Genomic DNA, 22,415 nt, shown 5'->3' with positions numbered 1-22,415 from the left:
CGGGGGTGACAGCAATCGACGCCTCCGTTCATCGCGCCGAGACGTTCGACCTCGCAACAACGTGGCGAGGCCTCGCGGATGAGGCTGAGCGGCGGCGCACCACCGTTGAGGTGCACGCGCGGTGCGCGCCGAGCGGCCTGAACGTTCTGCAAGCCGCAGTTGGCACAACGTTGCGTGTCGAACCGGCCGCGAGCGACGGTCGCATCCCGGTGTCTTTCCACGCACCGAGCGAGTATGGCATTGCGGGGCACCTCGCCGGTCTCGTCGAGTGGCTCGAAATTACGAGCCCGCCGTCAGTGCGTGACCATCTCGCGCGGATCGGCGCCGCGCTCAGCCAACGATACGACCCGGCCTAGGGCTGCTGCTTCGCCGCGATGGCGGCGTCGAACGCCTCGGTGATGTCAGTGACGTACTCGGGCTGGAACAGCTCGCCCTCGAGGAAGAACGTCGGGGTTCCGCTCACGCCGAGCTCTTGGCCCGCAGCGAAGTCGAACTCGATGCGCTCCTGGGTGGCGGGGTCCTTCACGGCGGCGTCGTACGCCGCCATGTCGAGCCCGAGCTGCTCGGCGTAGCCGCGGAAACGCGGCGCCTCGGACTCGCGCTTCTCACCCCACTCTTCCTGCGTCTCGAACATCTTCGTGTACATCTCTTCGAACTTGCCCTGCTGCGCGGCGGCCTCGACGGCGAGCGCCGAGGTCATTGAGTTCTGGTGCCCGGGAATCGGGAAGTAGCGGATGACGAAGTTCATCTTGCCTGCGTACTGCTCGCGCATCTCTTCCATCACGGGATAGATGGAGCGGCACGCCTCGCATTCAAAGTCGAGGAACTCGACGATCGTGGGAGCGTCGGCCCCGGCGTCAGACAGCACGTGCGAGTTCTCGGCGACGACGGGCGCACTCGCCGCGGGGGCTGCCTGGCCACCGGCGTTCGAGGCGTCGCCGGCCGGCTGCCCTGAAGACTTGCCGAGCGACAGCACAAGGATGAGGATGATCACCCCCACGATCACCGTCGGGATCGTGATGAGCGCCGCCTTCGCCGACGTGCTCATGCGCTTTCGCTGGGGAGGCCTGGTGGTGTCGGTCATGCTGGGTCCTTTCGGGTGGTGCCAGACGCGACCGGGTCGGCGGCCTGGGCAAGGTATGCGTTGTATGCGTCGAGGGCCTCATCTTCAGCGAGCTGCCGGTGGCGTGCGCCTCGCATGTCGCTCCGCCGCCACTTCGACAGGGTGATGATGAGCACGACAATGAGCGGCAATTGTCCGTACGTCCACACGAGGCTGCCGCTGAGCGACTGATCGAGCGCGCGGCTGATGCCCCAGCCCTCCGGCTCCGCCGCGTACCAGCTCAGCATTCCGCTGGCGCTCCGCAGGAGCACGAGCCCGAAGAGGGCGTGGATCTGCAGTTCCAGAAACGCACCGGCGAGCCGCACCCCGAACGAGGGTTTGCGCGGCAGCGGGTCGAGCGCCCAGAGCGGCGCGCCGCCGATGACGCCGAACGCGAGCAGGAGCGCGAGCAGCACCTGGTGGCCGCCGGGCGCCGCCATGATCCAGCTGATGGCGTCGGTAAAGAATAGGCCGGGCAGCGCGACGATCGCGACGAGGATTGCGACGATCGGATGGAGCAGGATCCGAGCGGCGCGGGAGCGCTGCGCCGCGATCGCGGCGCGCAGCACGAGGCAACCAAGGCCGCGGTGCGGGGTCGCGCGCAGCAGCAACCTTCCCGGGGACCCCATGAGCAGCAGCGGGGGCGCGGCGACGAGCAGCGTAATGACCTGAAAGACGAGGGCGGTGATGAGGTCGCTCGCATAATCGTTGACGGCGAGCCCTGTCGCGGCGAACCATGCGACGCAGCCGAGCACGAACGATATCGTGCCGAGCACACTCCACCGCCTGCCGCGCACCCACAGCGAGACTGCCCCCGCGAGATAGGCGATGAGGCAGCCGACGGCGAGCCAGCCAAGCGGGGAGATACGGGTGACGTCGAGCACGAGCAGGTCGGAGAGCTGCAGCGAGCGCGATGCGAGACCGGGAATGGGGTTCACTGGGCGGGGCGCCTTTCTCAGTGGGTGCGGCTGAGCGCATTCGGTGAGGGGCGACGCGGGGGCTCGCTACGTGAGGCAGCGGCGGGCGGGGTCGCTCAGGATCCTGCGGGCGCGCGTCGCACCCCGGCCCCGTCGAGCGTGAAGGGTCAGGTTCGGCTGATCGAGAGCAGCAGGCCGCGCGGCACGCTGCTTCCGCGCGGGATATCGCCGGGCGGGGCGAGCGACAGCGGCGCTCCTCGGCGCTGCGACGCCCAGCTCAGCGCACCGCGCACGGCGAGGAGCGCGATCGAGGCGATGAGCACGAGAACGCACACCGCGCCGAACCCGAGCGCCTGCCCGCCGTCGTCGGCTGGCACCGCGGCCGGGGAGCCCTCGGCCGCAACGGCGACCTGGCGGTCACCGTCGACCTGCGATTCGGGTGCCGTCGCGGCGGACCAGCCGCCTGTCGGAACCGCCGGAGCCGAATCGGAGCCGTGAATATGCGGCCCGAGGATCGAGAGCGCGAGGAACGCAACAAATGCGACGAGGAAGAGCACGCCGCGCGCCGACACCGGGGCCACGCCGGGCGTCTCCGTTCGCATCGTCACCTTCTCACCTCACATTCCTCCTCACGCTAGCAGCGCGTCGATGGGGGCAGGCTGGGACTGTGTGGACCGCTGCAGCGGCGCTACTCAGCGCACCTGCGCCTGGCGGAGCCAATCGAGGTTGACCCGCACGGAGATGTCCTCCGGCGCGATTTCCTCACCGGACGCCGTGCGCGCTGAGACCGTGACGGGCTCGCCGGTCTCGCTGTCGACGAGGGCGAGCGGTCCGCCCGCCGCCTGCAGGTGTGTGTTGCCCCACTGCATGAGCGCGAACACCGCCGGGAACAGGTCGCGCCCCATCTGGGTGAGGAGGTACTCGTGCCGGGTGCGCTGCCCGGGCTCGCGATACGGACGCTTCTCGAGGACACCGACCTCGACGAGCTGCTTCAGGCGCGCGGCGGCGACCGCGTCGGTCACCCCCGCGCGGGTGGCGAAGTCGTCGAACCGGGTGGTGCCGTAGAACGCCTCGCGGAGCAGCACCATCGCGGTGCGCGAGCCCACGGCTTCCATCGCTTTGCCGATCGAGCATTCCTCGGTGCTCCACGAGGATCGGTCGGCGAGCGGGCCAGAGAGTTTCACGGACATGGGTCAATGCTACAACCTGACTTGTGGAGACGATAGCCAGCGTCGTACGATCTAGCTATGGATAAACATAGCCAGCTAGTTGCAGCGCCGCCACGCTCCGCGATCAACGACTTCCTCACCGCTCCCCCGGGCGCCACGCGCGAGGCACCCCGACATCTGTGGGGGTTCGGCGGGCTCCACGGTGGGCTCGCCGTAGGAGCGATGGTCGCCGCGATGCGCGAGACCGTCGGTACCACCGGGGCACCACTCCGCAGCGTCTCGGGCAGGCTGCATCGCGCGGTCCGAGAGCCGTTCACGGTCGACGTCGCCGCCGACGCCGAGACCCGCAGCACTGCCTCCTTCAGCGCAAAGCTGCGCCCGGCCGGGCAACCCAGCGAACGCGCGACGAGCACACCCGTGGCGCCTGCCGCGCTCGCGAGCGCCACCGCGCTGTTCGGCAGCGACGCGCCCGTCGCGTCGCCAACGCTCAGCCCGGCAGCGCCCGCAGTGCCGGCGTGGCACGAGGGCAGCCTGTTCACCCCACCGCCCTCGTTCGTGCCCGTCGCCGAGAGCTACGAGCTGCGCGTCACGGGAACGAACCGGCCGTTCGCCGGCGGCACCGATCCGAACCTCACCGCCTGGGTGCGACTCACCGAGGACGACCTGCCCCCAGACGACCTCCGGCTACTGTTCCTCGTCGACGCGCTCGCCCCGTCGTACTCGGCGATCCTCCAGGCGCCGCAACCGATCCCGACGGTCGAGCTGTCGGCGCATTTCAGTGGCGAGCGCGCCGTGTCGCCGTGGGTCCTCATCGAGGCCCGCACCCCCATCGCGACCGCCGGCGGCTGGATTACGGAGACCATCAACGTGTGGGGCGAAGACCTCACCCACCTCGCTGAGGCGCGCCAGCTCAGGCTAGTGCGCCCGGCACAAGCATCGTAGGCTCAACCCAGTAGCCAGCTGAAAGGACAGCACATGAGAGACGCAGTCATCGTCGAAGCCGTACGCACGCCGGTAGGCAAGGGTCGCCCAGGTGGCGCGCTCGCGGGCGTCCACCCCGTCGATCTTCTCGCCCACTCCCTCAGAGAGCTCGTCGAACGCACGGGCGTCGACCCGGCCCTCGTCGACGACGTTATTGGCGGCGTCGTCAGCCAGGTGGGCGAGCAGGGCGGCAACATCACGCGCCGGGCGGCGCTCGCCGCAGGCTTCCCCGACTCCGTTCCCGCCACCTCGATCGACAGGCAGTGCGGCAGCAGCCAGCAGGCCGTGCACTTCGCAGCGCAGGGCGTCATGTCAGGCGCCTACGACTTCGCGATCGCCGCGGGCGTCGAGTCGATGAGCCGCGTGCCGATGGGCGCCTCGGTCGCTGGTGCCGCCGACATCGACGGCGTCGCGCTCGCCGAACGCTACCCTGAGGGCCTCATCGACCAGGGCTACTCCGCGGAGCTCATCGCCGCGCGCTGGGGCATCACTCGAGGCGAGATGGACGGCTTCGCGATCGGCTCGCACGACAAGGCCGATGCCGCGACCCGTGCCGGAGCTTTCGACGCCGAGCTCGCGCCGCTGGCGGGGCTCACCCATGATGAAGGCATTCGCACGGGAAGCACCCTCGAGAAGCTCGCGACGCTGCAGCCGGCGTTCTACAACGAACAGATGGCGGCGCGCTTCCCGCAGATCGAATGGAACGTCACCGCGGCCTCGGCGAGCCAGATCAGCGACGGCAGCGCCGCGATCATGGTGACGACAAGCGACATGGCAGCGAAGCTGGGGCTCGCGCCGCTGGCCCGCGTCCACAGCTTCGCGGTCGCCGGCGCCGACCCGCTGTACATGCTCACCGCGGTCATGCCCGCGACCGAAAAGGTACTCGCCCGCGCAGGCCTCTCGATCTCCGACATCGACAACTTCGAGGTCAGCGAGGCCTTCGCGCCGGTCGTGCTCGCCTGGGCAAAGGAGACGGGCGCCGACCTGTCGCGTGTGAATGTCCGTGGTGGCGCGATCGCGCTCGGCCATCCCCTCGGCGCGAGCGGCGCGCGCCTCATGACGACGCTCGTACACACGCTCAAGGACACGGGCGGCCGCTACGGCCTGCAGACGATGTGTGAGGGTGGCGGCATGGCGAACGCCACGATCCTCGAGCGGCTCTAGCCGCGCCGGCGGCGGCTACGCGGTCTCACCGCCGGAGCCGCCGCCATTCGAGCCAGCCGCCTGCGGCATGCCGGTCGGGATCCACACGGCGAACACGGTGCCGGCCGTTTGGGTGAGCCAGGCGTCGCCGCCGAGCAGCCGCGCATTCTCGCGTACGATCGCGAGGCCGAGCCCGCTGCTCTCGCTCCCCGAGCGCGAGGAACTCGCCTGGTAGAACCGCTTGAACACCTGCGCCTCGTGCTCGTCTGCGACGCCCGGGCCGCCGTCGGCGACGGTGAGCGTGAGTGTGCCGTCCTGATTCCACACGGTGACTTCGACTGGCGGGGCGCCGTGTCGGAGCGCGTTTGTCACGAGATTCGACACGATGAGCCGGAGCCGCACCTCGTCCGTGTTCACGATGGGGTCGCCGTACAGATCGAAGGCCACGTCCTCCCACTGCCGATTCTCGGCGAGGTCTCGCCAGAGCTCCGTGATCTCGACGGGTTCCCGCACCACGTCGGCCTTATTCGAATCGAACCGCGAGAGCTCAAGAATGTCGTTCGTGAGCGTCGTCAGGTGCGTCGCGCTGCGCGCTGCGATCTGCCCGGCTTCGCTCCGGTTCTCGGGGGTCGCGGATTCCGTGTCGGCGAGGATCTCTGAGACCGCGACGAGCGTGGCGAGCGGCGTCCGAAGTTCGTGGGCGACGTCGGCCACGAGCTGGCGGGCGGTCGCCTCGCTGTGTTCGAGCTGGCCGATGGTGGTGTGCAGTCGAGCCTCGGAGTTTCGCATCGCGTCAAGCACGGCGTTCACGTCGGGGTAGCCGGTATCGACCACGGGCGACTGGTCGGGGGTTCCGAGACCGTCGGCGACCTCGACGAGGCTCTCAAGGGGCCGACCCAGCTGCCGCCCGACAACGAGCCCGATGACCGCTGCCGCGGCAACGAAGATGAGCCCGACCGAGACGCCGAGGTTCACGAGCCTGTCGATCTCCTCCTGTTGCGTCTGCATGTCGAACACGCCAAAAGCTGCGATCTGGTCTCCACCGTCGCCAGCATCGACCACGGTTCCCGCGGTGAACGTGAGAAACCCGTAGCGCGTCTCACGCTCGTACGCGGAGACGCCGCCACCGTCGACAAGCGTCTGCACGAGGTACTCGGGGATGTCGTCGATGAGCAGCGTGCCGCCGTTCTCCCCCGTGCGCAGATTGATGAGCACCGCGGGAACCGAGAACTCCTCGGACGCGGCCGTGAGGTCTGCTTCACTCGGTGTCTCGGGCAACGCGTCCACGCTCATCTTCGCCTCGACCCGCAGCACGTCGAAGATCGCGGCCTGCCGCGACTCAAGGATGATGAGGCGCGCGTTCCACACGAGCGTGCCCGCGGTGATCGCGGCCACGCCGACCGCGACCGCGACGAGCGTCAGCGTGATCCGGGTACTCAGCGTGGGGCGCCACCGCTTGGTGCGCATCAGCCGAGCCTGTAACCGAAGCCGCGGACGGTGCGCAGCAGCTGCGGGTCCGCGGGATCCTGCTCGATTTTCAGCCTGAGCCGCTGCACCGCCGCGTTCACCAGTCTGAGATCCCCCGCCTCGGCCGCGCCCCACGCGCGCTCAAGCAGCTGCTCACGGCTGAGCACCTGCCCCTGATGCTCGAGCAGCACGATGAGGAGGCGGAGCTCGTTCGGCGAGAGCTCAAGCTCCTCCCCGTCACGCGTCACGACGAGCGAGCCGAGGTCCACCCGCAGCCCGGCGTACTCGAGCGCCGTCGCGGGCGACGCCTCGCTCGTTGCTTGCTGCCGGCTCCGCACGACGGCGCGGATGCGCGCCTCGAGCACGCCGGGTGACACGGGCTTCACGACGTAATCGTCGGCGCCGGAGTCCAGGCCGCCGATGATGTCGCCATCGTCGTCGCGCGCGGTGAGCATGATGATCGGCACGTCCGAGTCCTGGCGGATATGCCGGCACACGCTGAACCCGTCGATGTCGGGCAGCATCAGGTCGAGCAGTACCACATCGGGGGCGTCCGCGATCGCCGCGCGCGCACCGCCGGCGCCCGTCGCCTCGATCTGCACCTCGTGACCGCGCTGGCTCAAGGCAAGCCGGTAGGCCTGCGCGAGCTCGGGGCTGTCTTCGACCACGAGAATCTTCAGCATTGCGTTCCTAACTCCTCCTGGCGTCGCGCGCGTAGGCCGCCGCCACAAGCCTGGCGGTCAGCTCCGGGAACGTGACACCGTCTACAGCAAACATACGCGGCACCTGCGAATGCTCGGTCATTCCCGGCATCGTGTTGATCTCGTTGAAGATGATCTCGTCGCCCCGCACGAAGAAGTCGACGCGGGCAACGCCCGCGCAGCCGAGCGCCTGAAAGATTGCCTTCGCCGCGGCGTTCAGCCGGGCCCGGACCTCCGCGGAGATCTGCGCGGGCACGCGGAAGTCGGGGGCTGCGTCATACTTCAGCGCGGTGTCGAAGAGCCGCTCCGTGTCCTTGCCGATCTCGAGCGGCGGCGCGACGTGAAGCTCACCGTCCGCGCGTCGCATGACGGCGACATCGATCTCCCGCGCGATCACGAATTCCTCGACGAGTACGCGGGGGTCGTAGGCCTGAGCCGCAGCGATGGCCGGCCCCAGGTCCTGGGCGCGCTCGACCCTGGCAGCACCGTAGCTCGACCCCGAGGCGACGGGCTTGACCACCACGGGCAGCCGCACGGCGGCAGGGTCGCCGTGCTCGTCCTCGCCGTCGATGAGCACGCCCCGCGCCGTCGCGATCCCGAGCCGCTCGGCGATGAGCTTCGACGCCCACTTGTCCATCGCGAGGGCGCCCGCACGGACACCCGAGCCGACGTACGGCACGCCCGTCATCTCGAGGAGGCCGGCGACCGTGCCGTCCTCGGTCCCCTCGCCGTGGAGGGCAGGGAAGACGACGTCGCTCTCGGACAGGCGCTGGATCGCGGCCGCGATCCCGATCTGGGCGCCCGAAATCGTCTCCCAGCCGCCGTCGCGCCGAATCGTGAGCCCGGTCACCAGGTGGCCGCTCGCGAGCAGCGCCTCACGCACCGCCGCTGCGGAACCGATCGACACGTCGTGCTCCGCGCCCGCGCCGCCGCCGAGCACGAGCACGTGCCGCGCCCGGCTCATCGCGCCCACCTCGCGTCCGCGGTGCGGAGCACCCGGCTGCTGCGCACGCCAAGGCGCGTGACCAGCTCGTGCTCGATCGTGTTCGACCACGTCGCCCATTCCTTGGCGGTCGGCTCGTGTCGCGAGCCCGGCCCCATCACGAGCGCGACATCCCCGAGCTCCACCGCGGCATCGCCAACGTCAACAACAATCTGATCCATCGAAATCCTTCCCACTACCGGATACCTGCGTCCTCGAATAGTCACCTCTGCACTGCCCTGCGCGGCGCGCGGCAGCCCGTCTCCGTACCCGATCGGCAGCACGGCGAGCGTGGTCGCCTCCCGAGTCGTGTAGTCGTGCCCGTACCCGACGCCGACGTTCGCGGCAACGCGGCGCAGTTGCGCGACGGGGGCCGTGAGCGTCAGGGCGGGGATGAGCGGGGCGATGCCCGCCGGATCGATCCCGTAGAGCCCGGCGCCGACGCGGCTGAGCGTGAACCGGGCGTCAGGCCGGTGCAGCGCCCCAGCCGTCGCCGCGAGATGCAGCTCGCTCGGCGCGAGACCCCGGGCGTGCGCCACGCGCACGCCGTTCACGAACCGCAACCGCTCGACGTCGTTCTGCGTGCTCGTCGGGTCGTCGGCGACCGAGAGGTGGCCCATGATGCCGATGACCCGCACGCGCCCGGCGTCCTCGAGCGCGCGGGCGGCGACACACAGCGCCGACCAGATGTCGCTCGGAGCCCCGTCGCGCGACATCCCGACGTCGAGGTGCAGGTGAATCCTCGCGGGGCCGGTCTCGGGCCGCGCTGCGTCGCCCACCGCGTAGAGCTGTTCGAGACTGGTGACGGCGACGTCGACCCGGTGCGCGATCGCGGACTCCCAATCGGCGTCAATCGGGTTGAGCCAGCTGAGGATCGGGGCCGCGATGCCCTGCGCGCGCAGCCGCAGCGCCTCCGGGATCGTCGCCACGCCGATCCAGGTCGCCCCGTTCGCGAGCGCGATCTCGGCAACATCGCCGTGGCCGAAGCCGTCGGCCTTCACGACGGCCATGATCGGCGTCTGCGTCGCCCAGGCGAAGTGCTGCACGTTTTGCGCGATTGCCCGGCGGTCCACGAAGATCTCCGCGAGGCGGTGCGCCGGGGGCGCCGCCACGCGGTCCACGACGCTCACTGCGCCTCACTCGCGTCGGCGAGCATCGGCGGGCATTCCCCGCCCGGCGACGTTGCGAGCTCGAAGTGCCAGCTCTCGTTGGCGAACACGCGGCACAGCCCGTACGCGTTGCCGTACTGTTCGATCCACAGCGCCGGGTCGACGCGCGCGACGTCGACGGCGTCACCGGTCACGTGCTTCGACGCCTCTGGCGTGCTGACGAACTCTCGCGCAGCCTGCTCGCTGCCGTAGTCGGCGATCGCGTCGTTTAGTAGTCCGGCCTGGTAATCGGCGCTGCGCCAGCCCGAGGTCAGCTCGATCTGGATCCCGTCGGCCTCGGCGTCCGCGGCCGCGGCCTGAATCGCGGCCCGGAGGTCCGGGTTGAGCCGGCTCACCGCCGGGTGCTCCTCGTTGAACGGGGAGATCGGCTCGGTGATGTCGATCGCGCCTGTCTCTCCGTCTGCCGGGGCGCTCGGGGCACCAAACGGGGCCGAGTCGGCGGCGCGTGCGATGCCTGGGATGTTCGTCACCGAGGTCATGAGGGTCGCGACGACGGCGACGGCGATCGCGGTAGCCACGATGACTGCAGCTCCGATTGCGACCGCGCGGCGGCGCCGGACGACCGCAGGCGGCGGGTGCGGAAAGCCGTGCTGCTGCGGTGAGACGTAGGTTTCTCGGGGAACTCGTGACACTGTTGCGCTCCTCTTGGTTGTACCCCGGGTGGGGCGGCGCCCGCTCTGGGCTGCGTTACCGCTAGCTTCTCGAGCCGCCATCAGCGCTGCGGCACGGGATGATCCGGTCCGGCGACGGGACCCTGGGAGTTTGCCGCGAGGGCGCTCCAGTGCCCGGTCCCGCCGCAGGACCGGGGCCCGCGCCGCTCAATTCAGGTCTGCTAACTACTCAGCCACATGGCTTTCTCGTCACGGCACTACTCAGTCGCCGAATCGGCGCTTACCGTTTTTGTGGGACGCCTATGTCGTAGCGATGAGCTCACAGTTCCCCGTGCACCATCTGCAGCCACCGCCAGACCGCACGCAGCCAGGACTACTCGGTGGCGCGCACCACATTCACTGAGGGAAAGCAGGGACACCTATGAGCACCACCATTCAGTCGACGCGCTCGCGTCGAACCCGAGCCGCCGCAGGCACCATCCTCGGAACGGCGCTCGCTCTGAGCAGCGCTCTGCCCGCGATGGCGATCGAGCAGCCAGTAGACGACTCGATCACCTCATTCCCGCAGGCCCGTGCCGCGGGCGCCCCCTCGTTCACCGCCGACCTGCAGACCGAGGTACACATCGGTGACGAGGTACAGCCCACCGACTTCGTCGCGTCACCCGACGGTAAGTGGGGCTACGTCGTGAGTCGCGATCTCAGCGAGTTCGTGGTCATCGACCTGGCGACCCGCGAGGTCGCCAACCGCATCGACATCCCGTCGGTCGGCGGCGCGTTCATCCGGCTCTCGGCGGACGGCACGCGGGCATACTTCTCGGCCGAGGCGCAGTACTGGTCTGTTGGCGTCGGCGTCGTAGACCTCGTGTCAGGCGCGTACGTTGGCACCTTCGCCGCTGCGCCCGACAGTATCCAAGAGATCATCGTTTCGGCGGACGGCAGCACACTGTACGTGCTCGGACTGAACGGAGACGTCGACCGCATCGACGCGCACTCGGGCGAGGTGCTCGCCAGCACCGAACTGCCGCAGCAGAACTTCTACGGCCTCGCACTCATCGACGACGAATCAACCCTGCTCGTTGGCCAGGGCAACACCGTCTACAAGCTCGACCCTGTCACGCTCGAGCAGCAGGCGTCCTTCACACTGCCTGGCGTCAGCTCAGTCGCAAGCTTTAGCGTCGACACGACCGACGAGCGCGTCTACTTCGCCGACTCGTCGGGATCGAAGCTTGGCGTGTTCAACCCGGCGACAGGCGAGCTCAGCTCGCTCATCGGTGTCGGCAACGTCATGCACGAGACTGTCGGATTCGACGACCTGGACCGCTCGTTCGGCAACGTTCCCTACTGGGATTACCTCATGGCCGCCGATCACGCCACGGGCGAGCGTTCCGAAAGCGTGCGTGTCATGCCGAACGCGCCATTCTCGATCAATACCAACCCTGTCACCCGTGACTTGCTGTCGGCGAACGCCGGCTGGAGCAACGCGGAGAAGGGCAGCACGGTCAGCATTGTCAACGCTCCGAGCGTGACCGACCCGGAGGACGTCGCGGTTGAGGCACCGGGCGAGACCGTCAGGTTCCAGACCGAAGCCCTCGGGATCAAGCCGAGCCGCGGCGGCGGGGTCAACTGGCAGGAGTCGACGGACGGCGAGACCTGGACCGATATCGAGGGCGCGACCTTCGAGCAGCTCGATGTCGTCGCCACCCCCGAGGCAGTGAAGTCCGAGTACCGCGTCCGCTACTACGACGACTTCTGGGGCCAGCACGGCGCAAGCGCCGCGGCCAGCATCACCGCTCCGGACCCGAAGATCACGTTCGAGGGACCGCTCGCCGACGGTACCGTCGACGAGGAGTACCCCGCCGTCGTCATTACGGCGACCGGCCAGGACGACCTCGCGTGGGAGCTCGCCGACGAGGCTGACGTCGTCGTAACCGGGCTGCCAGCAGGCATGGCGCTGGACGCAGCCGACGGTACCCTCTCGGGCACCCCGACCGCTGCGGGCACGTACAGCTTCACCGTCAAGGTGACCGACGCCTTCGGTGAGGACTCGCGGGAGTATGCGCTCGTCGTGAACGAGCCCGCGGATCCGACGGTCCCGACTGAACCGACTGAGCCGACTGACCCCACCGATCCGACGACGCCAACAACCCCGACTGCCCCCGCCGATCCGACCGCCCCGACGGACGTGCCTGACGAGGACCAGGATATGTTGACGAAGACGGGCGGCATGGCTCCCATCTACCTCGGCTTCCTCGCCGCGGGCATCATCGTCGCTGGCGGTGCGGGCATCGCGCTTGCCCGCCGGAACATGGGGCTTGCCGACAACTAGTCCGGCCGACCTCGCCCACACTGCAAGCGGCGAGGGGTCCCCGGAGCGAATGCTCTGGGGACCCCTCGCCGCTTTGGACGGTCCCGCGGACGCCACCCGACGACGCTAGCTGTCCTCGCCAGGACGTGCGGGCGGCTCGCCACCACCTGGCATGCCTTCCGCCCCACCGGGGCCACCCGGCCCCATCTCGCCTGGGCCGCCCATGGCGCCGGGACCGCCCATGCCGCCCTCGCCGGCGACCGCGTCGCCGAGGGTCTCGCCGCCCGCGATCACCGAATAGGTGTCACCCGCGGAGATCGCGGTCGACGCGAAGATAATGTTCGCGGCCACCTTCTTCGCTGAGAGTTCGGCGACGACCGCGCCGCTCTCATCGACGAGCTGCGCCTGCTGTCCGGCGGCGAGCGCGGCGGGCACGAGCACCCACCCCGCGTCGCCGACGCTCGGCGTCTGCTCCATGCTGTTCGGCCCGTAAGTCGTGACAGTGCCGCCGGAGACCGTGAGTTCGCCGTTCGCGTCGAGCGACCCGTTGCCACCTCGGGTGGGACCGTAGACCACGGTCTCACCGCCGCTGATCGTGAGGTCCCCGTTGGAGTCGAGCCCGTCGCCTTCCGCGTCGACGGTGACGGTTCCTCCAGCAATCTCTAGCCGCTCCCCCGAGTTGCCAAACTCGCCTGCCCCGTCTGCGGTCGCCTCGGTCCCATCGATGCGGGCTTGGAGTTCGGCGTTCCCCGACGCGTTGAGGCCGTCGTCGGTCGCGGTCACGCTGACGACTCCACCGCCGATACCGATGTTCGCGGCCTCGATCCCTTCGTTCGACGTCGTGACGGTGACCGTCGGCGCTGGAATGCCTGAGCTCTCTCCGATCGACACGATGGCCTCGGCTTTCACCCCATCGTCAGCGGCCGCGACGGAGACAGTGCCGCCTGTGAGCACAGTGTCGGTAAAAGACTGAATGCCGTCGTCGCCCGCGTCTATGGCGATCGTGCCGCCCGACACATAGGTGTAGCCCGTCGTCCAGTCGATCGCGCTTGCGTCGCTCTCGCCATCGTCGCCTTTCGCCTTCATGCCATCGCCAGAGGTCGCCCGAAGCGTGAGCGTGCCGCCCTCAACGACGAGCGCATCCTTGCCGCGCAGCGCGTCCTCCGCCGCCGTGACTTCGAGTGTTCCGTCGAGAATCACGAGATCGTCTGTCGACTTAATTCCGTGCCCGCCCTTGCCAGTCACTTCCAGGGAGCCCGATCCCGAAATCGTGAGGTCGCTCGCCGCGGAGATTGCTGCGTTCGCGTCGGCGTCGGCGGTGTAGCTCGCCGCGTCCGAGACTGTATTTGAACTTCCGTTCGCGAGGTGGATCGCGACGTCATCGGCCGACTGCACGTCGATCGCCGCGCCGCTGGCGTTGGCGACCGTCACCCCGTCAAGCAGAAGCACGACCTCGGCGTCGTCGGGCGCAGCGACGACAATGCCACCCTCGAAATTGCCGGTGAGCCGGTACACCCCCGCGGCAGTGATACTGACGGTCGAGCCGTTCGCGGTGACGCCGCCTGTCCCGCCCGCCACTGTCGCTGTGGTGCCCGAGAGCGTCACGTCTATCGCGTCGGATTCATCCCACTCGTCGGTGTTGAACGTCGTGTAGTCGGCGTTCTCAGCCATGACCTCGGCGGGCGTGAGTTCACCTGTGAGCACGGGTTCGACGGACTCGGTCGATGGCTGCGCCGTCGCAGCGGCGCTCGGTTTTTCGCCGGATTCGGCTGGGACCGCCGTGCAACCGGTGAGGATCAGGCCGCCAACGAGGAGCGTGGCCGGAAGCAGGAATTTCCTATTCATCGTGTGTTCCTTTGCTGGGTGTGGCGTGTATCTGGTTCATAGATGAAGGGTGCGAGCAGCGTGCGCGCCCACTTATTGCGCGGCAGCTCCGGGTGGAGTGCGGCGGTGCCCGTGCCGAACTTGCTGATGCTTGTGGGCCGGTGCCCGGCACGCCAGAGCGCGCTGTCGAGTTCGCTGCGCGGCCCGACCGACTTGGATTCGACGATGACGTGGCAATCCAGCCTGGCGCGGGCGCCCGACTCGTCGCACCACAGCAGGTCCGTATCGATCGTCGCGCGGCTGCCGTCAGGGAGCAGCAGCGTGGTGCGACGGTAGCGGCTCGTGGTCCCGGCTGTGAGCCCGGCGACGGTCGCCGCAGGATGTCCATTGGTCGTGAGGATGTGCCCGACGAACGCGCGCCCCTCTGGTGTGAGCGCCCCGGCATCTGCGGCAGCGTATGGAATGCGCTGCTTCACCGTCCGACCGCGACCGTCCTTCGTCTTCGCTTCAAGGAAGCAGGTTTCGGTGTCGACGTAGCGCCGCGTGCGAACTTTGAAGCGGCGCCTGCGGCGCTGCGCGGTAAGCCGGTACGCCGTGTGCTCCGCGGTGTCGAAGTAGACAGAGTCGTACGCGAGCCTGCGGCGGCCGGCGATCTCAAGCACGCGCGCGCCGGGCGCAACGCTCTCGAGGGTACGTAGCGCGTCCGAGACGGGCAGCAGGTATTTCCTGTCCACGCGAGTCATCAGGGGTGCCTCGCTCACGAGGTCGTCGAGCGCGATCGGTGGCAGCCCTGCTGCGAACCCCTCGACGGGATGGGCCGCCGGCGCGGGCCTGGCGGGCGCACGCTGTTCGAAGCCGGCAATCATCGGGCCTCCTCCGCAAGCGCGATCCGCTGTTTTGGGGTGACCCTGGCGAGCGCGGTTCGGCGCACGAGGCCACGCAGCGTGTAGCGCACGTCGACCAGGGTGCTGTCGTTCACCAGGTCAAGGTGCTGCACGGTCAGGGCCGTCACGTCGCCGCCGAGCCGGCTCGCGAGTTCGTCGCGCAGCTCGAGCTCGTCGGCGATCGCTCGGTCCAACCGAACGATCTGGTGGCGGCTCGCCGGCAGCAGCGCCGGGTGATCAACGGCCCACATGATCACGACGATCAGCGTGATCAGTCCGGCCGGCACGGCAATGTTCGCGCCTCCGAGCCCTCCGATCAGCCCCATGGCGAGCGTGGCGAAGTAGTAGGCGACCTCGCGCTGCGATATCTCTGATGAGCGCAACCGGATAATGCTGAGCACGCCAAACAGCCCCAGGCCAAGGCCAAGTGCGACCTCGGTGGAGCTCAGCACCGTCGCGACCGCAAGCACTCCGATGTTCACTCCGAAGAAGGCAACGACGAGATCGCGTCTGCGGTGCCTGCGGTAGTAGATGCCGAGCACGAGCACCGCGGTGGCGGCAACGTCGACGGCGGCGAGAATCAGTGTGTTGGAGTTCACGGGTTGCCCTTCGAGTATCAAACGTCGACGGAATGTCGATACCTCAAGACTCGTCGCGCTCGGGCTGTGCCGCGTCCCTCTGGCGCAGGCACCTCGCGTACCGCGTTCGCGGTATGCGAGGTACCGCGCTGAGTCGATGCCCTGCTGCCGTCCCCCTGCGACAATGGTGCTATGTCGGCGCCTCCCACCAGATCTCCCCTGCGAATCCCCTCGTGGGCTGGCGACCTGCTGGGCGCGCTCGTCGCCGTCGTGACGACGCTCGTACCTGGTCCGGGCATGGGGCTGGGGGCACCCCACCCTGGCGGGCCTCGCGGCCCCCTCCTTGACGGCCTCCCGCTGATCGTGCTCCTCGGCGCCATCCTGCTCATCCCGCTGCGGCGGCGCTTCTCGATCCTGACCCTCTCAGCGGCCCTCGGGCTCTTCTGCGCGATGATTGCGCTGCACGCGCCCGCGACCGGAGTGGGGATCGTCGCGGTCCTTGCTGCGTACAGCGTCGGAAGCGGTACCGACAGACGTACGACGCTCGCGGTTGGCGGGGCCGCGACCACCCTCGTCGTCGTGCTTTCGGTGACCGTGGCCGAGTTCGGCGTCATCGACCCCAGCATTTTCCAAATCGCCGCCGGCATCGCAGTCGCTGCAGCCCTCGGCGACAGCTCGCGCTCGCATCGTGAGTTCGTGGCGGCGGCGACCGAACGGGCAGAGCGAGCCGAACAGACCCGCGAGGCGGAAGTACATCGCAGGGTCGCCGAGGAGCGCCTGCGGATCGCCCAGGATCTGCACGACACCGTCGCCCACCAGATCTCGGTGATCAGCCTGAACGCCGGGGTTGCATCGAGCTCGCTCGGATCCGCGCCCGAGAAAGCCCGCGCATCGCTCGGCACGATCCGAACCTCGGCACGCCTCGTGCTCACCGAGATCGGCACCCTGCTGCAGTACCTCCGTGCCGACTCGGCCAACCCCGGCGCGGGCGGCGCCGACCCAGACGCGAACGCCGCGCCGCAGCGCGGTATCAAAGACCTTGACGAGCTCTATACGAGCTTCGCCGCGGCCGGTCTGCGAGTGAGCGCGACGACGACCGGCGACCTTGACCGCATCGCCCCCACAACCGGCACCGTCGCGTATCGGATCGTGCAAGAGGGGCTCACGAACGCGCTCAAACACGGCGCGGGTGGCGAGGCTGATCTCAGCATCACCGCGGCTGGCACAACCCTCTCGATCAGCATCACGAATCCAGTCTCCGACCGATCCCCAAACCAGCGAGACCCGCACCGCGGCGGGCTCGGACTGACGGGCATCCGCGAGCGCGTCGCGGCGGTCGGCGGCAGTGTCGAGATCACGTCGCTGCGCGACAGATTCACCCTCGCCGCCACCCTGCCACGTGGCGCCGAACCGCACGACTCACACGAGAGCGGGGAACCCGCATGATCCGAGTACTCATCGCAGACGACCAATCGTTGATCCGCCAGGCCGTGAGCGACATTCTCAGTGGCGACCCGACCATCGAGGTAGTCGGCCAGGCCGTCAATGGCGCCGACGCGATCGCGCAGACCGCCGCGCTGCGGCCTGACGTCGTGCTCATGGATATTCGCATGCCAGTCACCGATGGGATTGCCGCGACCACCGAAATCTGCGGTGACCCCGACAACGCGGGAACACGCGTGCTCATCCTCACGACCTTCGAGGAGGACGAGCACGTCGTCGCCGCGTTGCGGGCCGGTGCGAGCGGCTTCCTCGGGAAGGGTGCCGAGCCCGAGGAGATCATTCGGGCGGTGCACGCCATCAACGAAGGCGACGCACTGCTGTCCTCCGCAGCAACGCGCAGCCTCATCACACGCTACATCGCGACGCCGCCGGAGCGAGCACCCGGTGGCTCGCTGCCGCCCGAGCTTGCCTCGCTCACGGAGCGCGAGCACGAGGTCCTGCTGCTTGTTGCGCGCGGCAGGTCGAATCAAGAGATCGCCGAGGAACTCGTGATCTCGCCGCACACCGCGAAGACGCACGTGAACCGCATCATGGCGAAGGTCTACGCCCACGACCGCGCGCAGCTCGTCATCCTCGCGTACGAGAGCGGGCTCCTCGTTCCCGGCGCCTGAGCCCTGCGCCGGGCCGCCAGGCCGACGCCCGGCGGCCAGGCCGACGCCCGGCGGCCAGGCCGACGCCCGGCGGCGGAGCGCGGGATCGCCGTCGGGCTAGAAGCGTTCGTCGAGGATCGCGGGGAGCGTCAGATCCCGCACGAACGCTGCCGGTGAGAGTTCAAGCAGCGTGCGCACGATCTTCACGACGTCGTGGACGGGGATGAGGGTTCCCGCCCCGCGCGCAGCGGCATCCAGCTCGGGAACGTCGAGCCCGTCCTCCGTGTTCAGATAGCCGAGCTGCATCGTCGTCACGGCGAGCCGGTCGGCCCGGTATCCCTCGCGCAACGCGTCGGCGATGCCGTGGATCGCATGCTTCGAGGCACCGAACGCCACCTCGGGTCGGCCGCTCCCGGCAAGCCCCGACGTCGAGCCGGTGATGATCACGCGGGGCCGATCCTGACGGAGGAGCGCTGGGAGCAGCCGCCGCAGCACGATCACCGCTGCCGTGACGTTCGTCGTGATGAGCGTCTCGACCTCGGCGTCGTGCGCTTCCCCCGCCGCCGTGAAGTCATACGCGTCGGTGAACGCCTGACGCTCCCAGATCCCGACGTTCCAGATGATCGTGTCGACGTCGTCCCCTATTCCCGCAGCGATGCGTTCCGCCGCCTCGGACGGTCGCGCGAGATCCGCCGCGATCCAGGCCGGCTCGCTCTCGGGGATCGTCCTCGCGACCCCAACGACCGTGTGCCCCGCGTCGGCAAGGCCGGTGGCAAGCGCACGCCCGAGTCCCCTGCTCGCTCCAATGATCACGACTGACATTTCGTTCCCCTCGGGTTCGTGTGGTTGTGCAATACCAATGGCAGGGCGCGGCCGCCTCGTGAGCGACCGCGCCCTGCCTGCGCAGCGAGAGTGCTGTGCGATTACTTCTGGACAGCCGCGAACCGGCGCGCAACGTCCTCCCAGTTCACGAGGTTCCAGAAGGCCTTGACGTAGTCGGCGCGAACGTTCTCGTAGTCGAGGTAGTACGCGTGCTCCCACACGTCGAGCTGCAGCAGCGGGGTGACGCCAAGCGGCGCGTTGCCCTGCTGATCGAAGAGCTGGAAGATCACGGGGCGCTTCCCGAGTTCATCCCACGCGAGCACCGACCAGCCCGAGCCCTGCACGCCCATTGCCGTTGCCGTGAAGTGCGCGCGGAACTGCTCGAGCGACCCGAAGTGCGTGCCGAGCGCCTCGGCGAGGTCCCCCTCGGGATCGCCGCCGCCGTTCGGCGACAGGTTCTCCCAGAAGATGCTGTGGTTGATGTGGCCGCCGAGGTTGAACGCCAGGTCCTTCTCGAGCTTGTTCACGTTCGCGAGGTTGCCCGACTCGCGGGCCTCCGCGAGCTGCTCGAGCGCGGTGTTCGCGCCGGTCACGTATGCCTGGTGGTGCTTCGAGTGGTGCAGTTCCATGATGCGGCCCGAGATGTGCGGCGCGAGCGCGCTGTAGTCGTAGGGCAGGTCGGGAAGGGTGTAGACGGACATGTGAGTGTTCCTTTCGTTGAATCTGTGGTGAGTCGGGGCGGCTGGCCCGCGGTCAGGGTCTCCCCCGCCGCTAGAGCCGTTCGCCGAGTCTGGTGAATGCGCGATCCCGATAGGCCATGGGCACGCTCGCCGCGGGGTCCTCGGGGCCGGTGTGGATCTCGAGCACCTCGGCGACGACGAGCATCGAGTCGCCGACGGGGATCTGCCGGAGGGTGCGCGCCCGCAGCGCCGACCGGGCGCTCGCGAGGTGCGGCTCGCCGGTCGCGAGCGTCGCCCAGCCCTGCGCCTCGGTGAAGCGCTCACCGCCCGACACGGCGAACTGCTGTGCAATCGGCGCGTGCTCGGCATCAAGCAGGTGCACGAGGAACGAGTCGGCGGCGAGGATCAGGCCGGCGCTGCCAGTGGTGCGCGTCACCGAGAAGACGAGCGCGGCCGGATCGACTGCGACGGATGCGACGCTCGACGCGGTCAGGCCGACGGGTCCCTCGGGCGTGCTCGCCGTGATGAGCGCGACGCCTGCCGGGTGATATCTGAACGCATTCTTGAAGTTCGTCGCGAGGTCCGCCGCGTGGCTCGCTGCGGCGCCTGCAAGCACCTCCGACACTTCCGCAGTGGTGGCGCTGTCCGCGTCCTGGCTCGTGCTCGGGCCCGTACCGTGCCCGGTGTTCTGGCTCATCTCGTGTGCTCCATCTCTCGTGCGTGGTTCATGAGTGCCTCGCGGGTGACGATCTTCGTGCGTTCGCGACCGCGTTCAGCTCCGAGTCGCTTCTCGGCCTCGTCGATCCGCAGCCAGCCGTCCCAACCGACGGCGTCGGTGAGGCGGGCGACGAGCGCATCGGCCGCGCCCTCGGGCGCCGCGCCTGGCCGCGCCGCGAGGTCGGTGATCAGGCTGTCGATCGCCTCGGCAGCGTCGGACTTCGTCGAGCCGATGAGTCCGACCGGTCCGCGCCGGATCCAGCCGGTCGCGTACAGCCCGGGGATCGGCTCGCCGTCGGCGTCGAGGATGCGGCCGGCGTCGTCGGGGATCGTGCCCGTCGCGTCGTCGAACGGGACCCCTGGCACGGGCGTCGAGCGGTAGCCGATGGTGCGGTAGACGGCACCAACGTTGTGCTGCACGGTCTCGCCGGTGCCGGTAATGCGTCCAAGCTCGTCGGGTTGGGTGCGTTCCATCTCGATCGCGGTGACGCGATCCGTTCCGAGGATCCGCGACGGCTGCTGGAAGAAGTGCAGGTGCACGCGGCGTGACGCGGTAAGGGTCGCCGGATCCTGGTGTGCCCACTCGGTGAGCGTTTTCACGATGATGCGACGCTGATTGAACTGAGCGACCATGCGTTCAGCGTGCTCGTCGAGCTCCATGTCGGCGGGATCAACGATCACGTCAACATCCTCGCGCGCGCCGAGCTCCCGCAGCTCCATCGGGGAAAACCGCACGTCGGCGGGGCCGCGCCTGATGAGCAGATGCAGGTCGCGCACCGGGTTCTGCCTGAACGCTGCCTCGACGTGGTCGGGGATGTCGGTCTGCTCGAGCTGGTGCGGGTGGGTGATAATCATCCGGGCGACGTCGAGCGCGACGTTTCCCGCACCAATCACCGCGACAGACTCGGCTGACAGCTGCCACTGCTGGGGCGCGTCGGGGTGACCGTCGTACCACGCGACGAAGTCCGCCCCGCCGTAGGAGCCCGGAAGCTCAGCGCCGGGCACGGCCAGGTCGACGTCGCGGTCGGCTCCAGTAGAGATCACGACGGCATCGTACGCGTCGCGCAGCTCCGCGATCGTGACGTCGGTACCAATCTCAACGTTGCATACGAGCCGAATGCGCGGGTTCTCGAGCACGTCGTGCAGCGCGTCCTGAATCTTCTTGATGCGCGGGTGATCGGGCGAGACCCCGTAGCGCACGAGACCGTACGGTGCGGGGAGCTTCTCGAACAGGTCAATGCGCACCTGCTCGTCGCGGCCCTGGAGGATGTCGGCGGCGTAGACCCCTGCGGGGCCCGCGCCGATGATTGCGACGGAACGGTTCGGCATCATGCCAGTGCACTCTCCTGAGGTGGTAGGGCCGCGATGAACGGGTGATCGCCCGGGATGGGGCCGGTGCGGGCTGCGCCGCCTGGCGCTCCGACGGCGTCGAAGAACTCGACGTTCGCGCCGTAGTACTCCTGCCATTCGCCGGGAAGGTCGTCTTCGTAGTAGATCGCTTCGACAGGGCAGACCGGCTCGCAGGCGCCGCAGTCGACGCATTCGTCGGGGTGGATGTAGAGCATCCGATCACCCTCGTAAATGCAATCGACCGGACACTCGTCGATGCACGCTTTGTCCTTGAGATCCACGCACGGCAGCGCGATGACATACGTCACGGCTATCCCCCTCGTCACACCATGAGCCCCGGTTTCGAGGCCCATGAGCTATGCTAAAACCTCAACCAAGGTTGAGGTCAAGCCCGCTGCGAATCGGAGGCGTCATGGAACAGGTTCACACCCCGGAAGAGCTCCTGAGCATCGGCGAGATGAGTCGCCGAACCGGCGTGCCGGTATCTGCACTGCACTACTACGAGCGCCTCGAACTCATCGCGTCGCAGCGCACGGCGGGCAACCAGCGCCGCTTCCCGCGGTACATGTTGCGCCGCGTCGCGCTCATCTCGGTGGCCAAACGGCTCGGCATTCCCCTCGAAGACGTGAAGGACGCGTTCAAGAACGTGCCACTCTCAAGCCCGCCGACCCACGAGGACTGGCAGCGCGCCTCCCGCGAGTGGAAGAAGGTGCTCGAGCAGCGCCGCAAGGGCATCGAACAGCTCGAGAAGGAGCTCACGGGCTGCATCGGGTGCGGCTGTCTGTCGATGAAGGCGTGCTCGTTGTTGAACCCCGACGATGCGCTCGGCGACACGGGCGCGGGCGCGCGGCGCATCCCCGTCTAGCCACGGCGTGGCTTCGAGCCTGCGGCTGCGGTTTCGAGCTTGCGGCTGCGGCTAC

Annotated in this window: 24 protein-coding genes; 7 read left to right on the top strand and 17 right to left on the bottom strand. The window is 68.7% G+C overall.

The features are described 5' to 3' along the window. Positions 1-5: 5 nt before the first annotated feature. Positions 6-356: a WYL domain-containing protein gene (locus BJ960_RS03610; protein WP_307814658.1), complete on the top strand. Its 351-nt coding sequence runs from the start codon at positions 6-8 to the stop codon at positions 354-356. On the opposite strand, the gene BJ960_RS03605 is transcribed toward BJ960_RS03610, so the two are convergent. From BJ960_RS03605 to BJ960_RS03590, 4 genes are all read right to left on the bottom strand, one after another. Then, positions 353-1,084 carry a DsbA family protein gene (locus tag BJ960_RS03605; RefSeq protein ID WP_237463624.1) on the bottom strand — a complete coding sequence of 244 codons (732 nt, stop codon included), beginning with the start codon at positions 1,082-1,084 and terminating at the stop codon, positions 353-355. The two genes, BJ960_RS03610 and BJ960_RS03605, sit on opposite strands and share 4 nt — an antisense overlap. After that, on the bottom strand, positions 1,081-2,040 hold the full coding sequence (locus BJ960_RS03600; protein ID WP_307814657.1) for a cytochrome c oxidase assembly protein: 960 nt from the start codon (positions 2,038-2,040) through the stop codon (positions 1,081-1,083). The genes BJ960_RS03605 and BJ960_RS03600 overlap by 4 nt, the downstream gene beginning before the upstream one ends. 146 nt (positions 2,041-2,186) lie before the next feature. Then, positions 2,187-2,627: a hypothetical protein gene (locus tag BJ960_RS03595; RefSeq protein ID WP_185986298.1), complete on the bottom strand. Its 441-nt coding sequence runs from the start codon at positions 2,625-2,627 to the stop codon at positions 2,187-2,189. Between the two features lie 84 nt (positions 2,628-2,711). Further along, positions 2,712-3,209, bottom strand: coding sequence for a winged helix-turn-helix transcriptional regulator (locus tag BJ960_RS03590; RefSeq protein WP_185986297.1), 498 nt, complete (start codon positions 3,207-3,209; stop codon positions 2,712-2,714). Between the two features lie 57 nt (positions 3,210-3,266). Between BJ960_RS03590 and BJ960_RS03585 the strand changes: the two genes are divergently transcribed. Together BJ960_RS03585 and BJ960_RS03580 are read left to right on the top strand one after the other, a co-directional pair. Then, complete coding sequence (locus tag BJ960_RS03585; protein WP_185986296.1) at positions 3,267-4,130, top strand: thioesterase family protein; 864 nt, start codon at positions 3,267-3,269, stop codon at positions 4,128-4,130. Between the two features lie 33 nt (positions 4,131-4,163). Then, complete coding sequence (locus BJ960_RS03580) at positions 4,164-5,333, top strand: acetyl-CoA C-acyltransferase (protein WP_185986295.1); 1,170 nt, start codon at positions 4,164-4,166, stop codon at positions 5,331-5,333. 15 nt (positions 5,334-5,348) lie between these two features. Here the strand turns inward: BJ960_RS03580 and BJ960_RS03575 are convergent, their stop codons facing one another. The 5 genes from BJ960_RS03575 to BJ960_RS03555 are packed head-to-tail and all read right to left on the bottom strand — an operon-like array spanning position 5,349 to position 10,263. Then, positions 5,349-6,779 carry a sensor histidine kinase gene (locus BJ960_RS03575; protein WP_185986294.1) on the bottom strand — a complete coding sequence of 477 codons (1,431 nt, stop codon included), beginning with the start codon at positions 6,777-6,779 and terminating at the stop codon, positions 5,349-5,351. After that, the gene (locus tag BJ960_RS03570) at positions 6,779-7,462 is read right to left on the bottom strand and encodes a response regulator transcription factor (RefSeq protein ID WP_185986293.1); all 684 of its coding nucleotides are present in this window, start codon (positions 7,460-7,462) and stop codon (positions 6,779-6,781) included. The genes BJ960_RS03575 and BJ960_RS03570 overlap by 1 nt, the downstream gene beginning before the upstream one ends. 7 nt (positions 7,463-7,469) lie before the next feature. Beyond that, positions 7,470-8,444 carry a D-alanine--D-alanine ligase family protein gene (locus tag BJ960_RS03565; protein ID WP_185986292.1) on the bottom strand — a complete coding sequence of 325 codons (975 nt, stop codon included), beginning with the start codon at positions 8,442-8,444 and terminating at the stop codon, positions 7,470-7,472. Then, complete coding sequence (gene alr, locus BJ960_RS03560; protein ID WP_307814655.1) at positions 8,441-9,592, bottom strand: alanine racemase; 1,152 nt, start codon at positions 9,590-9,592, stop codon at positions 8,441-8,443. Before alr ends, BJ960_RS03565 begins: the two co-directional genes overlap by 4 nt. Continuing rightward, positions 9,589-10,263 (bottom strand): M15 family metallopeptidase, encoded by a 675-nt coding sequence (locus BJ960_RS03555; protein ID WP_185986291.1) that lies wholly within the window; start codon positions 10,261-10,263, stop codon positions 9,589-9,591. The genes alr and BJ960_RS03555 overlap by 4 nt, the downstream gene beginning before the upstream one ends. A 400-nt stretch (positions 10,264-10,663) precedes the next feature. Here BJ960_RS03555 and BJ960_RS03550 point away from each other — a divergent pair, with 400 nt between their 5' ends. Continuing rightward, positions 10,664-12,568 (top strand): putative Ig domain-containing protein, encoded by a 1,905-nt coding sequence (locus BJ960_RS03550; protein ID WP_185986290.1) that lies wholly within the window; start codon positions 10,664-10,666, stop codon positions 12,566-12,568. Between the two features lie 105 nt (positions 12,569-12,673). On the opposite strand, the gene BJ960_RS03545 is transcribed toward BJ960_RS03550, so the two are convergent. Genes BJ960_RS03545 through BJ960_RS03535 form a run of 3 tightly spaced genes read right to left on the bottom strand, consistent with a single transcriptional unit; the run spans position 12,674 to position 15,854 of the window. Continuing rightward, on the bottom strand, positions 12,674-14,392 hold the full coding sequence (locus BJ960_RS03545) for a carbohydrate-binding domain-containing protein (protein WP_185986289.1): 1,719 nt from the start codon (positions 14,390-14,392) through the stop codon (positions 12,674-12,676). Beyond that, on the bottom strand, positions 14,389-15,237 hold the full coding sequence (locus tag BJ960_RS03540; RefSeq protein ID WP_185986288.1) for a polyphosphate polymerase domain-containing protein: 849 nt from the start codon (positions 15,235-15,237) through the stop codon (positions 14,389-14,391). Before BJ960_RS03540 ends, BJ960_RS03545 begins: the two co-directional genes overlap by 4 nt. After that, positions 15,234-15,854, bottom strand: a complete 621-nt coding sequence (locus tag BJ960_RS03535) for a DUF4956 domain-containing protein (protein WP_185986287.1) — start codon at positions 15,852-15,854, stop codon at positions 15,234-15,236. The genes BJ960_RS03540 and BJ960_RS03535 overlap by 4 nt, the downstream gene beginning before the upstream one ends. 171 nt (positions 15,855-16,025) lie before the next feature. Between BJ960_RS03535 and BJ960_RS03530 the strand changes: the two genes are divergently transcribed. Then, entirely contained in the window at positions 16,026-17,279 is a 1,254-nt protein-coding gene (locus tag BJ960_RS03530) for a sensor histidine kinase (protein ID WP_185986286.1), read from the top strand. Beyond that, positions 17,276-17,947: a response regulator transcription factor gene (locus BJ960_RS03525; RefSeq protein ID WP_185986285.1), complete on the top strand. Its 672-nt coding sequence runs from the start codon at positions 17,276-17,278 to the stop codon at positions 17,945-17,947. Before BJ960_RS03530 ends, BJ960_RS03525 begins: the two co-directional genes overlap by 4 nt. 96 nt (positions 17,948-18,043) lie before the next feature. Here the strand turns inward: BJ960_RS03525 and BJ960_RS03520 are convergent, their stop codons facing one another. The 5 genes from BJ960_RS03520 to fdxA form a co-directional block, all read right to left on the bottom strand. Beyond that, complete coding sequence (locus BJ960_RS03520; protein WP_185986284.1) at positions 18,044-18,748, bottom strand: SDR family NAD(P)-dependent oxidoreductase; 705 nt, start codon at positions 18,746-18,748, stop codon at positions 18,044-18,046. 101 nt (positions 18,749-18,849) lie between these two features. Next, the gene (locus tag BJ960_RS03515) at positions 18,850-19,449 is read right to left on the bottom strand and encodes a superoxide dismutase (RefSeq protein ID WP_121075609.1); all 600 of its coding nucleotides are present in this window, start codon (positions 19,447-19,449) and stop codon (positions 18,850-18,852) included. Between the two features lie 70 nt (positions 19,450-19,519). Further along, entirely contained in the window at positions 19,520-20,125 is a 606-nt protein-coding gene (locus tag BJ960_RS03510) for a flavin reductase family protein (RefSeq protein ID WP_185986283.1), read from the bottom strand. Further along, positions 20,122-21,474 (bottom strand): FAD-dependent oxidoreductase, encoded by a 1,353-nt coding sequence (locus BJ960_RS03505; protein WP_185986282.1) that lies wholly within the window; start codon positions 21,472-21,474, stop codon positions 20,122-20,124. Before BJ960_RS03505 ends, BJ960_RS03510 begins: the two co-directional genes overlap by 4 nt. Next, the gene (gene fdxA / locus BJ960_RS03500) at positions 21,474-21,803 is read right to left on the bottom strand and encodes a ferredoxin (protein WP_119283428.1); all 330 of its coding nucleotides are present in this window, start codon (positions 21,801-21,803) and stop codon (positions 21,474-21,476) included. Before fdxA ends, BJ960_RS03505 begins: the two co-directional genes overlap by 1 nt. Before the next feature lie 104 nt (positions 21,804-21,907). Between fdxA and soxR the strand changes: the two genes are divergently transcribed. Further along, a complete protein-coding gene (gene soxR, locus BJ960_RS03495) occupies positions 21,908-22,360 on the top strand; it encodes a redox-sensitive transcriptional activator SoxR (RefSeq protein ID WP_121075618.1) in 453 nt (150 codons plus the stop codon). The last annotated feature ends 55 nt before the right edge of the window (positions 22,361-22,415 follow it).

This window comes from Leucobacter aridicollis (assembly GCF_013409595.1).
Classification (GTDB): Bacteria; Actinomycetota; Actinomycetes; order Actinomycetales; family Microbacteriaceae; genus Leucobacter; species Leucobacter aridicollis.
Note: the sequence above shows the minus strand (reverse complement) of the source record. Positions and strands in the feature narration are given on the sequence as shown.

What these genes read in the sequence shown, in the direction of transcription:
- BJ960_RS03580 (WP_185986295.1), top strand. Translation starts at nt 4,164, where the DNA reads ATGAGAGACGCAGTCATCGTCGAAGCCGTACGCACGCCGGTAGGCAAG.
- BJ960_RS03510 (WP_185986283.1), bottom strand. Translation starts at nt 20,125, where the DNA reads ATGAGCCAGAACACCGGGCACGGTACGGGCCCGAGCACGAGCCAGGAC.
- BJ960_RS03570 (WP_185986293.1), bottom strand. Translation starts at nt 7,462, where the DNA reads ATGCTGAAGATTCTCGTGGTCGAAGACAGCCCCGAGCTCGCGCAGGCC.
- BJ960_RS03550 (WP_185986290.1), top strand. Translation starts at nt 10,664, where the DNA reads ATGAGCACCACCATTCAGTCGACGCGCTCGCGTCGAACCCGAGCCGCC.
- BJ960_RS03515 (WP_121075609.1), bottom strand. Translation starts at nt 19,449, where the DNA reads ATGTCCGTCTACACCCTTCCCGACCTGCCCTACGACTACAGCGCGCTC.
- BJ960_RS03545 (WP_185986289.1), bottom strand. Translation starts at nt 14,392, where the DNA reads ATGAATAGGAAATTCCTGCTTCCGGCCACGCTCCTCGTTGGCGGCCTG.
- BJ960_RS03575 (WP_185986294.1), bottom strand. Translation starts at nt 6,779, where the DNA reads ATGCGCACCAAGCGGTGGCGCCCCACGCTGAGTACCCGGATCACGCTG.
- BJ960_RS03565 (WP_185986292.1), bottom strand. Translation starts at nt 8,444, where the DNA reads ATGAGCCGGGCGCGGCACGTGCTCGTGCTCGGCGGCGGCGCGGGCGCG.
- BJ960_RS03605 (WP_237463624.1), bottom strand. Translation starts at nt 1,084, where the DNA reads ATGACCGACACCACCAGGCCTCCCCAGCGAAAGCGCATGAGCACGTCG.
- BJ960_RS03520 (WP_185986284.1), bottom strand. Translation starts at nt 18,748, where the DNA reads ATGTCAGTCGTGATCATTGGAGCGAGCAGGGGACTCGGGCGTGCGCTT.
- BJ960_RS03590 (WP_185986297.1), bottom strand. Translation starts at nt 3,209, where the DNA reads ATGTCCGTGAAACTCTCTGGCCCGCTCGCCGACCGATCCTCGTGGAGC.
- BJ960_RS03540 (WP_185986288.1), bottom strand. Translation starts at nt 15,237, where the DNA reads ATGATTGCCGGCTTCGAACAGCGTGCGCCCGCCAGGCCCGCGCCGGCG.
- BJ960_RS03585 (WP_185986296.1), top strand. Translation starts at nt 3,267, where the DNA reads ATGGATAAACATAGCCAGCTAGTTGCAGCGCCGCCACGCTCCGCGATC.
- BJ960_RS03530 (WP_185986286.1), top strand. Translation starts at nt 16,026, where the DNA reads ATGTCGGCGCCTCCCACCAGATCTCCCCTGCGAATCCCCTCGTGGGCT.
- BJ960_RS03525 (WP_185986285.1), top strand. Translation starts at nt 17,276, where the DNA reads ATGATCCGAGTACTCATCGCAGACGACCAATCGTTGATCCGCCAGGCC.
- soxR (WP_121075618.1), top strand. Translation starts at nt 21,908, where the DNA reads ATGGAACAGGTTCACACCCCGGAAGAGCTCCTGAGCATCGGCGAGATG.
- BJ960_RS03505 (WP_185986282.1), bottom strand. Translation starts at nt 21,474, where the DNA reads ATGCCGAACCGTTCCGTCGCAATCATCGGCGCGGGCCCCGCAGGGGTC.